At 72.2% G+C, this 12794-nt stretch carries 10 protein-coding genes and 1 pseudogene; 3 read left to right on the top strand and 8 right to left on the bottom strand.

Going from position 1 to position 12794, the window contains the following annotated elements; genetic code table 11:
- Positions 1 to 73 precede the first annotated feature (73 nt).
- Together ACIO3O_RS36430 and ACIO3O_RS36425 are read left to right on the top strand one after the other, a co-directional pair.
- On the top strand, positions 74 to 1087 hold the full coding sequence (locus tag ACIO3O_RS36430) for an ATP-binding cassette domain-containing protein (protein ID WP_401753321.1): 1014 nt from the start codon (positions 74 to 76) through the stop codon (positions 1085 to 1087).
- Positions 1084 to 1878 carry an ABC transporter permease gene (locus ACIO3O_RS36425; protein WP_401753319.1) on the top strand — a complete coding sequence of 265 codons (795 nt, stop codon included), beginning with the start codon at positions 1084 to 1086 and terminating at the stop codon, positions 1876 to 1878. Before ACIO3O_RS36430 ends, ACIO3O_RS36425 begins: the two co-directional genes overlap by 4 nt.
- 49 nt (positions 1879 to 1927) lie before the next feature.
- Here the strand turns inward: ACIO3O_RS36425 and ACIO3O_RS36420 are convergent, their stop codons facing one another.
- The 3 genes and pseudogenes from ACIO3O_RS36420 to ACIO3O_RS36410 form a co-directional block, all read right to left on the bottom strand.
- The gene (locus tag ACIO3O_RS36420; RefSeq protein ID WP_401753317.1) at positions 1928 to 5101 is read right to left on the bottom strand and encodes an ATP-binding protein; all 3174 of its coding nucleotides are present in this window, start codon (positions 5099 to 5101) and stop codon (positions 1928 to 1930) included.
- A gap of 45 nt (positions 5102 to 5146) precedes the next feature.
- Positions 5147 to 6259, bottom strand: a complete 1113-nt coding sequence (locus tag ACIO3O_RS36415; RefSeq protein ID WP_401753316.1) for a haloacid dehalogenase-like hydrolase — start codon at positions 6257 to 6259, stop codon at positions 5147 to 5149.
- Between the two features lie 115 nt (positions 6260 to 6374).
- A pseudogene (locus ACIO3O_RS36410) lies at positions 6375 to 8393 on the bottom strand (prolyl oligopeptidase family protein); the annotation flags it as partial.
- A 154-nt stretch (positions 8394 to 8547) separates the two neighbouring features.
- On the opposite strand from ACIO3O_RS36410, the gene ACIO3O_RS36405 reads away from it, so the two are divergent.
- Positions 8548 to 8712 carry a hypothetical protein gene (locus ACIO3O_RS36405; RefSeq protein WP_401753314.1) on the top strand — a complete coding sequence of 55 codons (165 nt, stop codon included), beginning with the start codon at positions 8548 to 8550 and terminating at the stop codon, positions 8710 to 8712.
- Here the strand turns inward: ACIO3O_RS36405 and ACIO3O_RS36400 are convergent.
- From ACIO3O_RS36400 to ACIO3O_RS36380, 5 genes are all read right to left on the bottom strand, one after another.
- Positions 8699 to 9448: a VOC family protein gene (locus ACIO3O_RS36400; protein ID WP_401753312.1), complete on the bottom strand. Its 750-nt coding sequence runs from the start codon at positions 9446 to 9448 to the stop codon at positions 8699 to 8701. The genes ACIO3O_RS36405 and ACIO3O_RS36400 overlap by 14 nt on opposite strands.
- 78 nt (positions 9449 to 9526) lie before the next feature.
- The gene (locus ACIO3O_RS36395; protein ID WP_401753310.1) at positions 9527 to 10066 is read right to left on the bottom strand and encodes a hypothetical protein; all 540 of its coding nucleotides are present in this window, start codon (positions 10064 to 10066) and stop codon (positions 9527 to 9529) included.
- Positions 10067 to 10134: 68 nt separating this feature from the next.
- A complete protein-coding gene (locus ACIO3O_RS36390) occupies positions 10135 to 10380 on the bottom strand; it encodes a hypothetical protein (protein ID WP_401753308.1) in 246 nt (81 codons plus the stop codon).
- A gap of 178 nt (positions 10381 to 10558) precedes the next feature.
- On the bottom strand, positions 10559 to 11554 hold the full coding sequence (gene galE / locus ACIO3O_RS36385; RefSeq protein WP_401753306.1) for a UDP-glucose 4-epimerase GalE: 996 nt from the start codon (positions 11552 to 11554) through the stop codon (positions 10559 to 10561).
- Positions 11555 to 11831: 277 nt separating this feature from the next.
- Positions 11832 to 12788 (bottom strand): ornithine carbamoyltransferase, encoded by a 957-nt coding sequence (locus ACIO3O_RS36380; protein WP_401753304.1) that lies wholly within the window; start codon positions 12786 to 12788, stop codon positions 11832 to 11834.
- Positions 12789 to 12794: the final 6 nt, after the last annotated feature.

Below are 12794 nucleotides of genomic sequence, written 5' to 3'. Positions count from 1 at the left end.
GCCTCAAGCGACTTCAGAGGGCTGAAACCCGGTTGAAGCCGCGCTGAATGCGCCCTGCCGCACGCTCTGCGGCATGACGGCACCCACACCCACACCCACATCCACATCCACACCCACCGAACGCCCCGGCCCCGCCATCCTGGCCAGGGGCCTGCGCAAGTCGTACGGGGACGCGACCGTCCTCGACGGCATCGACCTGACCGTGCCCGCCGGGAGCGTCTTCGCCCTGCTCGGGCCCAACGGGGCGGGCAAGACGACCGCCGTGAAGATCCTCTCGACCCTCATCGGCGCCGACGGCGGCCGGGCGAGCGTCGGCGGCCACGACCTTGCCGCCGAACCGCAGGCCGTACGTGCCGCGATCGGCGTCACGGGGCAGTTCTCCGCAGTGGACGGGCTGATCACCGGGGAGGAGAACATGCTCCTGATGGCGGACCTGCACCACCTCCCGCGCCCCGAGGGCCGCCGCATCTCCGCCGAACTCCTGGAGCGCTTCGACCTGGTGGACGCGGCGAAGCGGCCCGCCGTCGGGTACTCCGGCGGCATGCGGCGGCGGCTCGACCTCGCCATGACGCTGGTCGGCGCACCGCGCATCCTCTTCCTGGACGAGCCGACCACCGGTCTCGACCCGCGCTCCCGGCGCCGGACCTGGGAGATCGTCCGGGAACTGGTCGCGGGCGGCGTGACGGTGTTCCTCACCACCCAGTACCTGGAGGAGGCCGATCAACTGGCCGACCGGATCGCCGTGTTGAGCGGGGGAAGGATCGCCGCCGAGGGCAGCGCGGACGAGCTGAAGCGGCTGGTGCCGGGCGGTCACGTGCGGCTGCGGTTCACCGGGCCGGACGCCTACCGGTCGGGCGTCCTCGCCCTGCCGGAAGCCGTGCGCGACGACGAGGGGGCGGCGCTCCACGTCCCGTACGACGGAAGCCAGCGCGCGCTGCGGCTCCTGCTCGACCGGTTGGACGCGGCCGGGATCGAGGCGGACGGACTGACCGTGCACACACCCGACCTCGACGACGTCTTCTTCGCCCTGACCACGGGCCCCGCCCGCGTCCCCGCCAGCACCCGTACCGAGGAGACCGTCCGATGAGCAGTGCCCTCGCCCTCGCCGCACGCGACTCGTCCACCATGCTGCGCCGCAACCTCCTGCACGCGCGCCGCTACCCCTCCCTCACCCTGAACGTCCTGCTCACGCCGATCGTCCTGCTGCTGCTGTTCGTGTACGTCTTCGGTGACGTGATGAGCGCGGGCATCGGCGGGGCGGGCGCGGACCGGGCCGACTACGTCGCCTACCTCGTGCCCGGCATCCTGCTGATGACCATCGGTGCCACCCCGGCGGGCACGGCGGTGTCCGTGTCCATGGACATGACCGAGGGGATCATCGCCCGGTTCCGGACCATGGCGATCCATCGCGGGTCCGTGCTGGTCGGGCATGTCGTCGGCAGCGTGATCCAGTCGGTGGCGAGTGTGCTGCTGGTCGGGGCGGTCGCCGTGGCCATCGGGTTCCGGGCAACGGACGCGTCGCCACTGGAGTGGCTGGCCGCCTTCGGGCTGCTGGTGCTGGTCGCGACGGCGTTCACGTGGATCGCGGTCGGGATGGGCATGGCGAGCCCGAGCCCGGAGGCGGCCAGCAACAACGCGCTGCCGCTGATGATCCTGCCGCTGGTCTCCAGTGCGTTCGTGCCGGTCGAGCAGATGCCGGGCTGGTTCCGGCCGCTCGCCGAGTACCAGCCGTTCACGCCTGCCATCGAAACCTTGCGGGGTCTGCTGCTGGGCAGCGACATCGGCTCCAGCGGGTGGCTCGCGGTGGGGTGGTGTGTGGGACTGACCGTGGTCGGCTACCTCTGGTCGACGTCGCTCTTCCACCGCGACCCGAAGTAGTCGGTTCCACCGCGACCCGAAGTAGGCAGAGAGCTGCGGAGCGGGCAGCTCAGCCGCGTGCCCTCTCATCAGCCGTCAGCTCCCGTGCCTCCGCCCACAGTTCGTCCCGGTCCAGGGCGGCGTAGCGCGACTCCGCCTCCGTGTACGCCGTTCCGGCCGCGCGTCGGGCCCGGGCGGCCGACATCGTCGGCTGGAACTCGCGCAGCACCCGCAGCCGGTCCGCGAGCGCGATCAGCCGTACGGCGGAGGCGTCGCCGCTCGCCAGGCCCGCCACGCCCAGCGCGTGCAGCATCGTCCCGCACATGCGCAGCTCCAGGGGCGAGCGGGACGGGTCGTCGAGGAGTGTGCGCAGGCGTCGCCGCAGGCGGTCGAGCGGTTCGGTGATCCGGTCGGTGCGGCCCTCGTAGGCGTGCGCGGTCACCGCCGCCGACTGGATCTGGAGTGCCCAGGGGTCGAGCCAGTGGTCGCCTCCGTCGTACAGCGAGCCGTGTGCCGTCGGCCGGGACGCGGAGATCTCCGCCAGCCGGTCCACCGCCTCGCGCCACAGCCGCAGCCCCTCCTCCGTGTGTCCGCGTACGAGCGCGATCTCGGCGCGCGCGCCGACCGCCGGGTTGTAGAAGGCGTCCTGCTGCGCGGCGTGCCCGACCTCCGCGAGACCGAGCCAGTGCTCGGCCTCGTCGGGTTCGCCCCGCTGGAGGCAGGCCAGGGCCAGGCCCTGCCGGATGCCGATGTAGTCGTAGGCGTTGCCGAGCCCCGGGAGCACCTCCAGCGCCGCCCGCAGGTGTGCGTACGCCGACTCGCCCTCACCCACCTGGAGGCACAGTTCGCTGCGCCGGGAGTGGCACATGAGCAGGAGCGAGGTGGTGCCCAGCGGTGCCAGGGCGGTGATCGCCCGCCGGGCCGAGGCGAGCGCCCGCCCGGTGTCGTACGCGTACTCCCACACGTACGTCGCCACGCACTCGGCGACGCCCGCGACCAGGGGCCGCTCGTCGGCGCACAGTACGCGCAGCGCCTCGTGGCCGGGCGGCCGCGACGCCGGGACCGCGCCGAGCACGACCGCGACGGCCCGCAGCAGGGTGTCCGGCGGGGCCTGCGGCAGTCGGCGCAGGGTCACCAGATGGCGTACGAGATGGGGGCCGAAGCCCATGAACAGGCCCACCGTGCACAGGACGGCCGCGGCCCGCGCCACCTCCACGTACTCCGGCTGCGGCCGGTAGTGCGACAGCGGCGGGCCGGTCTCGGCGCCGAGCGCGGCGAGCCGGGGGTAGTGGGCGTCGGAGGCCCACAGGGCGGCGAGGACGGCGGTCAGCGCGGCCAGGGCGGGGCCGTCCTCGCGGGCGAGCGCGAGCCGCAGCGCGGGGACGAGGTTGTCCTGCTCGGCCCGCACCCGGTCCCAGGTGGCCAGCACGTCGGGGCCGAACAGCACGTCGTGGTGGGCCACCCCGAAGTCCCGCGCCCAGCGCAGGAACCGGCCGACGGCTGCCTCCCGCTCCTCCTCGCCCCCGGTCGCACCGAACTCCCGTACCGTCTCCAGCATCCGGAACCGCACCCCGGCCGGGGTGTCGGCGACGGTGAGCAGCGACTGGCCGGACAGCTGCTCCAGGACGGGGAGCGGGTCCTCGCCGAGGACGTGTTCGGCGGCCTGTGCCGTGAAGCCGCCGGGGAAGGCGGACAGCGTCCGCATCGCCGCCCGTGCATCGTCGTTGAGCAGGTTCCAGCTCCACTCCACGACGGCGTGCAGCGTGCGATGCCTCTCGGGTGCGTCCCGCGCGCCGCCCCGCAGCAGCGCGAACCGGTCCTTCAGGCGGTCCGCGATCTCCCGTACGGACAGTGCCCGCACCCGGGCGGCGGCCAGTTCCACGGCGAGCGGCAGCCCGTCGAGGTGGCGGCAGAGCCCGGCCACCTCGTCCGGCGGCAGGTCGGCGCCGGGCCGTGCGGCCCGCGCCCGCTGGCCGAACAGCTCGACGGCGCTGTCGAGCCCGAGCTCGGGCAGTGCGTACACCGCCTCGGAGGTGAGCCCGAGCGGTGCGCGGCTGGTGGCGAGCACCCGTACCTCGGGAGCTGCCGCGACGAGGTCCCCGACCAGGCCGGCGACGCCCGCGACGACCTGCTCGCAGTTGTCCAGCACGAGCAGGGCGGGCCCGGGTCCGAGGACCGCGAGGATGCCGGGGAGATCGGGTCCCCCGGCTCCGGGGCCGGAGGGTTCCGGGGCGGGCCCGCCCGCCTGGCCCTGGCGGGCACGTCCTTCACCCGCACCCAGTGCGGAGGCCACCTGCGCGGCGACGTCCGCGTCCGCCGCGACGGCGGCGAGCGGCACGAAGTGCACCACGGGCTGCACAGCGTCGCGGCTCACCGCATGGGCCAGCCGGGTCTTGCCGAGCCCGCCGGGGCCGACGACGGTGACGCACCGGAAGTCCCGCAGCAGGTCGTGCACCGCCGCCAGGTCGGCGTCCCGGCCCAGCAGCGGGTTCGGCTCGTGCGGCACGCCGTGGCGGACCACGGGCGGCTCGTCGCGCAGCAACTCCCTTTGTACGTCGCGCAGTCCGGCCCCCGGTTCGGAGCCCAGGGTCTCGCGCAGGGTGCGGCGGTACGTCTCGTACCGGGCCAGCGCGGCGGAGGGGCCCGCCGTGGCGGCCTCCCCGCGCAGGATCGCGGCGAGCAGCTCCTCGTCGCGGGGCTGCCGGGCGGCAGCCTCCGCCAGGGGTCCGGCGGCGGCCGCGTGCCGCCCGAGGCGGGCCAGGGCCAGCGCCCGGTCCCGTACGAGGGCCTGCCGGACGGGGGCGCGGGCGGCGCGCAGGGCGGACACCGGGTCGCCGGAACCGGCGTCCGCAGTGCCCTCCCACAGGGCGAGCCCGGCCTCGGCGGCGGCCAGTGCGGCCGGGTGGTCACCGGCCCCGGCGTGCCGGGCGCACTCCTCGGCGTACCGGAGCAGCGCGGAGCTGTCGACCTGCTCCTCGGCGAGGGCGAGCCGGTAGCCGGTGGGGGTGCTGACCAGGAGGTCGGCTCCCCACTGGGCCCTGGCCCGGGACACCAGCACCTGCACCGCCTTGGCCGGGCGCTCGGGCAACTCCCCGTCCCACCAGAGCCCTTGGACGAGCCGGTCGGTGCTGCACCCGGTGCGCAGGTCGCCCGCGAGCAGGGCGAGCAGGCCCCGCAGCCGGGGCGCGGTGACCTCCGCGCCCCGGCAGGCGACACGCGGCAGGAGGGTCAGCTCGACGGTCATCCGTGCAGCGTAATCAAGCCCGCTCGCGCGCCGTACCGAAGGGGCTCAGCCGATCTGCTGCGGGGTGACCGTCAGCCAGTTCCGGTCGGCGGTCGGCTGCTGGCCGAGTTCCTTCTGCCGCTTCACGCCCGCGGCCTTCATGCCGTTGAGCTCCTTCATGTACGTGTCCTTGCGGTTGACCCACACCCGCAGACCGCCCTTGGCGACGTCCGTGGAGCGCAGCAGCATGGGGCCGTCGCTCTTGGGGGTGTCCCCGGCGGCGAGGATCGGCTTCCGCCACGGGTCGATGTAGGTGCTGATCGCGGCGGGCTTGCCCTCGTACCAGGTGGCGGGGGCCCAGAGGGTCGGGGTCAGCTCGTACGTGTTGAGCCTGTTCTGGTCGAAGCGTCCGGCCGCGATCTCCTTGCGGGTGCTGGTGACGTCGCCGGTGCGGCGGTCCTTGAGGAGGGTCGAGACGCCGAGGACGTTCTCGGGCTTGACCGCGTAGCCGTGCTTCGGGTCGGCGAGGACCATGCGGACGAGGTCCTCGTGCGCGGCGCTGACGACGTACACCGTGATGCCGTGCTTGGTCAGGCTGCGGTACAGCTCCTGCATGCCCTTCGAGAACTTCGGGGCCTTCACACCGCCGGGCAACGGCTTGTCGTACGCGAGGAGTTCGTCGACGTACCCCTTGAGCTGCTTCAGGGTGAAGCCGGAGAAGATCTGGGCGGCCCAGGGGTAGGAGACCTGGTCGTCGATCTCGCAGAGCCGGGCGTAGTACTCGGCGAGGGTCTCCTTGTGGGTGGCCGTGTCCTGGAAGGGGACGATCTTCAGGGAGGGGTCCATGGTGTCGCGGGTGAGGACGCCCTTCATCTCCAGGAAGGGGAGGAGGGATTCTTCGAGGTCGTTCTGGTACGTGGTGTTGTCGGCGTCGAAGACCGCGTAGGCGCCCTTGTTCTCCTGGGCGGCGATGAGCTGGGCCAGCTTCTTCGCGACGGGTGCGGGCCAGTGCTTCAGTTCGGCGGCCACGGCGTGCTGCTGTGCTCCGTCCCCGGCGGAGGCGGCCGCCGGGGCGTGGGGCCAGAGGGCGCCGGTGGCGCACACGGCGGCGGTGAGGGCCGCGGCGGTGCCGAGGAGGAGGGGCTTCTTGCGCTGGGGGCTCGCGGGGGGTGTCGTCACGGCGGATCACCCTAGGCTGACCTGCACTTCTTTCCCATGATCGACGTCATACCGGCCTCCTGGAGTGGGCGTGCGGGCCGGGGGTAGGAGCATCCCCCGGCCCGCACCCCGGTCTCTACTCGCCGCCGGTCAACGTCCGCCACAGGAAGGTGTATTTCAGCGCGTACACGTCGGCAACCTGCCCGTTGTCGTTCGCGCCCGCGTGGCCGCCGCCCGAGGTCTCGTGGAAGTACACCTCGTGCCCCTGCTCGCGCAGCCGCGCCGCCGCCTTGCGGGCGTGGCCCGGGTGGACGCGGTCGTCGCTGGTGGAGGTGAGCAGCAGCACCGGCGGGTACGTCCGGTCCGCGCGGAAGCCGTGGTACGGGGAGATCTCCTCCAGGTGCGGCCGGTCCGCCGGGTCGTCGGGATCGCCGTACTCGGCCGTCCAGGACGCGCCCGCGAGGAGCTTGTGGAAGCGCAGCATGTCCAGGAGCGGCCAGCCGATGACACACGCGCCGAACAGGTCCGGGTAGCGGGCGAGCATCGCCCCGGTGAGGAGGCCGCCGTTGCTGCGGCCGTCGACGGCCAGCCGGTCGGGGGTGGTGAGGCCGCGGGCGACGAGGTCGCGGGCCACGGCGGCGAAGTCCTCGAAGGCGCGCGGCCGGTCGGCCTTCAGGGCCGCCTTGTGCCAGGCGGGGCCGTACTCGCCGCCGCCGCGGATGCCCGCGAGGACGTACCGGCCGCCGCGGGCGAGCCAGCCCCGGCCGTGCAGGGCGCTGTAGCCGGGGAGGAGGGTGTGCTCGAAGCCGCCGTAGCCGTGCAGGAGGGTGGGGGCCGGGTCGTCGTGATCGGGGCCGGTGACGAAGTAGGGGACGCGGGTGCCGTCGTCGGACACCGCGAAGTACTGCCGTACGGACAGCCCTTGGGTGTCGAAGAGCGCCGGGGCCTGCTTGAGGACCTCGGTGCCGCCGGTGGCGTCGCCCCGGTGCAGGGTCGGGGGCTGGAGGAAACCGTCGGTCTCCAGGAAGTACTCGTCGGAGTCCGGGTCGGTGCCGACGACGCCCGCGGAGGCCAGCGGCGGGACTTCGGCGAGGGGGCGCCGCTTCCAGTTCTCGCTTCCGGGGAGAGGTGTCAGCACGTCGACGCTCGTCGCCACGTCCGTGATCGTCTCCAGGATCAGGTGGTCGCGCGTCCACGCGTACCCGACGAGCGCGGCCCGCTCGGTCGGGGCGAACAGCACCACCGGCTCGCGCCCGCCCGCCAGGAAGTCGTCGAAGCCGAAGGCGAGAAGGGAGCCCGCGGGCTGCCCCAGCCACTCCGACTTCGGCTCCACCACCAGCCACGCGCGGTGCGTGTGCGCGGAGGCGTCGCCCGGCACGTCGATCCGTACCCACTCGCCGTCCGCGCCCAGCACGTGCGTCTCGGAGTTCCAGAAGTCGCGCTGGACGTGGAGGAAGTCGCGGGCGTACCCCTCGGTCGGGTCGTGCCAGGCGGACACGGACAGGTCGTCGGCCCCCACCTCGTGCACCGACTCGGCTTCCTCCAGGGGCGTTCCGCGCCGCCAGCGGCGTACGGTGCGCGGGTATCCGGAGGCGGTGAGGTCGTCGGGACCGAGGTCGGCACCGAGGTAGACGGTGTCGTCGTCGATCCATCCGATACGGGTCTTGCCCTCCGGCACCCGGAACCCGTCCGCCACGAACTCCTTGGCCGCCAGGTCGAACTCGCGCACGACCACGGCGTCCGAGCCGGACGGGGAGAGCCGCACCAGGGCGCGCCGGAAGTCGGGGCGGCGGACGGGCGCGCCCGCCCAGACCCAGTCGGTGCCCTCCGCCTCGGCGAGGGCGTCGACGTCGAGGAGGGTCTCCCAGACGGGTTCGTCGGTGCGGTACGAGTCGAGGGTGGTGCGCCGCCAGATGCCGCGCACGTGGTCGGCGTCGCGGCGGAAGTTGTAGAGGTGGGGGCCGCGGCGGGTGACGTAGGGGATGCGCCGGGCGTCGTCCAGGACCTCGCGCAGCTCCGCCGCGAGGGCGGTGCGGGCGGGCGAGCCGAGTGCCTGCTCGGCCTCGGCGGTGCGCTCGCGCACCCAGGCGAGCGCTGCGGGGCCTTCGAGGTCTTCGAGCCAGAGGTGGGGGTCGTCAGTGATCACAGGGTGAGTATGCCGAGGGGCGGGGGTGGGGGTGGGATCCGGCGGTTCTCCCGGCTGGTGGTTCCCCCCTCCCACTTCGGTCCCCCGCTTCGACCCGTCACGCGGTATTTCGTGCGGACAACACCCCACATCCACCCCGTTGTTGTCCGCGGACAACAACTCCATGGGGCCCACACGTACCCTCGTCGCCTCCGGAGCTCACCCCTCCGCCTTCCCCAAATACCCCGCCCACCTGGGCAATTCCCCCTCCCGCCGCCTCCCGGGCCTCCCCCAGTGGTGGTGGGCGGCCCCCGTCCGCCCGGTGCAGGATCACCTCATCGAGGACTGAGCAGACAGAACTCATTGCCCTCGGGATCGGCCAGAACCCGCCAGGAGATCGCCGACCCGTCGAACCCGGAGTCGGCGCCGGGGCCGATGGCACCCAGACTCCGCAGCCGGGCTTCCTCCGCTGCCGGCTCACCGCCCGGATAGGGAGCGACATCCAGATGGACCCGGTTCCACACGCTCTTGGTGTCGGGGCTACGGACGAACTCGAGGTAGGGACCGACCCCCTTGGCGGAGCGCAGGGTCGCGGTGTCGTCCGTGACCTCGTGCACCGTCCAGTCCATCGCCCGGCCCCAGAACCGGGCCATCTCCCGCGGATCGGCGCAGTCGACCACCACGGCGGCGATCAGCCCGGTGTCCTGGTACATGGGCCGGGGCTCCAGGACACAGAACTCGTTGCCCTCCGGGTCTGCCATGACCGTCCAGGGGACGTCGCCCTGCCCCACGTCGGCGAGCGTCGCGCCGAGCTCCTTCAAACGCTCGACCACGTCGGCCTGATGGGCGGTCGACCTGGTGGCCAGATCCAGATGCACCCGGTTCTTGACGGTCTTGACCTCCGGGCGCGCAACGAGGTCGATGCAGACGACGGAAGGGTCGGGGTAGTCGAACCCCACGGGTTCGAGGTTGGTCACACCCGGCCCTTCACTGTCGACCCCCCAACCGAGCGCCTCCGCCCAGAACTGCCCGAGCGCGGAGTCGTCCTGGGCCTTCATATTGATCTGTACGAGCCTTGTTGACATGCGCAAATCCTAAAACGCGCGGCTCCGCGCACCCCTACGGCATCCTCTTCAACGGGTGGGACGGACACGCCGCCCTCGTCATCGCCCCGCCAGCCACTCCGTGATCGCCTCGAAGTCCCGGTCCGTGAGACCCACTTCGGGGGCGACATGGTGCAGCAGCGCCCCGCCGGGATGGTGTCGATGGTGTCCTGCGACCCATGTGCGATCCGCGTCCGTGATGCCGTCGTCGACCCACACGAAGTCCCGCCCCGCCGCCCAGTGCACCAGCGTCCGCGTCTTCCAGTGGACCGCGTCCCGTACGAACTCCTCCGCCTGCTCCTCGTTCAGCTCCGGCCACTCCACCACGGGCAGCTTCGGCAGCCCGAGCCACGGCCCGATGCAGTCGTTGGCATCGGACGACCACGTCGTGGCCCACACCAGGGTGCAGGGCAGGCCCAGGAGCCGTGGCCCGAAGGCGGGGTTGATCCGCCGGATCAGTGGATTTCCCCCGGTCCCGGGCGCACCGCCCCGGTTCGCGTACGTCGGGTACCCGCCCGGAAGCTGCTGCGCCGTGGCCCCGAAGGGAACGAGCGGGCCGTCGACGTCCAGGAACAGCAGCGGCAGGTCGGAAGTGGTCACGGCTGAACGGTAGCGGCGGGAGGGGGAAACGGTCCGCAATTCCCCTTCCCTCTCGCACAGGCCACCGCTCAGGACCCCTGAGGGGTGGGCGGTGTCTTGCTGACGCCGTCCTTGCAGCCCTGGACCCAGGCGGGGCGGGCCCCTTCCGGTACTCCTGCCGCGAGCGCTCGGTCGACGCAGCCGCCCCCGACGATTTCCTTGACGGCGGCGCCCTTGCCCGAGGTGTCGTACACCTTCTCGCCCACCTCGTAACCCGCCCGGTAGGCGGATTGGTGCGGGGGTTCGCCCGTGGTGGAACCCGTTGAAGGGGACACGGGGTCCGGGCTTCCGGTTCCGCAGGCGGAAAGGGCGAGTGCCGCTGCCGCCGCCAGGAACGCCCCTCGGGCCGAACGCACCATTCCCACTCCCCTCCGGGACACCGCGATGTGTCTTGGTGAAGAGGGTGGAGTCGCCTCTCCGGTTGGGCGCGTTCCGGTCGGCCACCGGCCGTGTTCAGGCCTCCCCGAGCACCTCGTCGCGCTTCTCGGCCCAGCGCAGCGAGTCCCGGATGCCGTCCTCGACGGAGAGCGTGGGCCGCCAGCCCAGCAGGTCGTGGGCGAGGGTGCTGCTCGTGTACGCGCCCGCCGCGTCGCCGGGACGCTGTCCTGCCTCCGCCACCTTGAGCGGCTCGCCCGTCACCTGCTCGAAGGCGGTGACCAGTTCACGGACCGTGGTGCCGTTTCCGGTGCCGAGGTTGATGACCCGGTACGGGTCGGTCCCGGTGACCGTGTCGAACTGGCGCAGGGCCGCCACATGCGCCAGGGCCAGGTCCCAGACGTGGACGTAGTCGCGGATGCCGGAGCCGTCACGGGTCGGCCAGTCGGTGCCGGTGATCCGGAAGGTGCCCCCGCCGCGGTGGGTGTCGATCATCGCCCCGAGCGCGTGGCTCGGCTTGCGGAGCTGAAGTCCGGTGCGGAGCTGCGGGTCGGCGCCGATGGGGTTGAAGTAGCGCAGCGAGACCACCTTGGTGGGTCCCGCCACGGCCACGTCGGCAAGGATCGACTCGAAGACGGCCTTGGTGTTGGCGTACGGACTGAGCGTCTCGACCGGCGAGTTCTCGTCGACCTTGCCGTCCTCGGCCGCCCGGTAGATCGACGCCGAGGAGGAGAAGAGCAGCCGGGTGCACTTGTTGCGGGCCAGGTGCTGGAGGAACTCGATGCCCTTGGACACGTTCTCGCGGTAGTAGCCGAGCGGGTTCGCCACGGAGTCCGGTACGACGATGAGCGCGGCGGCGTGCACGGCGGCGTCGATGTCCGGGTGTTCGGCGAAGATGCGGTCGATGAGCTCGCCGTCGCGGATGTCCCCCTCGTAGGCAATGCGGCCCTTCGTGAACTCGGCGCGGCCCGTGACGTAGTTGTCCAGGATCACGGTGTCGATGCCGTGGTCGGCGCACGCGGAGACGATGGTGGAGCCGATGAATCCGGCGCCGCCGGCGATGAGAACCTTCATGGTCGTGACCCTTACCTGGTGGTGCTGAACCTGATCGTGCTGTGCCTGGTGGCCGCGCCCGGCGGGGCCGGGCCGTGAGCCGTCCGGGCAGGCGGGCACTGTAACGCCGTCACTCCGCCGGCCCCGGTCCCGGGGTCACAGGGGCAGCCTTGCTACGAGCCCCCTGCGGGCCTGCATGCCGACTGCAACGCCAAGCCCGCAGCACCCGAGTCCACCCCCGTCGGATGAACTGCTGACTCAGCAGGGCGCGCAGCAAGTGGACTGGCAGCTGCACGGTCTAATTCAGGCACCAATCGAGTACGGCCATCGCACTGGCCAGCTTCATCTGCGCCTGGTCCCAGGCCAGCGACCGGGGTCCGTCGAGTACGCCGCTCGTGACCTCCTCGCCCCGGCGGGCCGGCAGGTCGTGCATGAAGAAGGCATCCGGCCACCGAGCCATCAGGCGCTCGTCGACGGCGAACGGCGCGAATGCCGTCCGCCAGTCCGGATCGCTCTTGCTGGTCCCGGTGGTCTGCCATTGAGTCGTGTAGACGACGTCCACGTCGCCGTCGATGTCATCGACCCGGTGCACCTCGACGACCTTGCTGCCGCATTCCTTCGCCGTCTGCTGGGCTCGGACGAGGATCGCGGGGTCGAGCCCGTACCCGTGGGGAGTCGCCAGGGTGAGGGTGGCTCCGGGGACCAGCGCGAGGCCCTGTGCCAGGGCCGCGGCCGTGTTGTTCCCCTCGCCGAGATAGGCGAGATGGAGCCCCCGCAGCGAACCGAAGCGCTGGGAGAGCAGGGCGATGTCCGTGAGCCCCTGGGTCGGGTGTTCTTCGCGGACCATCGCGTTGATGACGGGTATCGAGGCCGTGTCGGCGAGCTCGCGCAGATCGTGCTCACCGACAGAGCTCCTCACGACGAGGGCGTCGAGCATTCCCCCCAGGATGCGGCCGGTGTCCGACAGCGGCTCACCCGTGGCGAGTTGCAGGTCGTTCGGCCCGAAGGCGATCACGCTGGCGCCGAGCCGTACCGCACCGCTGGTGAAGGACGTCCGGGTACGCGTCGAGGTCTGGCTGAACAGCGTGCCCACCACGAGATCCCGCAGGGGGCGCTCCCGGGGGCGCCTGTTCTCGTACCAGGCACAGGAGCGACCGACGAGCGTCTGCAACTCCTCTGGTGTCAGGTCGTGCAGGGAGATGAAACTGCGCGGAGGGCGCAGCCCGTCAGCCCGAGCGGCCGTCTGGTCTGTCATCGTTTC

This window comes from Streptomyces sp. NPDC087440 (assembly GCF_044744005.1).
Taxonomy (GTDB): Bacteria; Actinomycetota; Actinomycetes; order Streptomycetales; family Streptomycetaceae; genus Streptomyces.
This window is presented reverse-complemented; position numbering and strand designations above follow the sequence as displayed.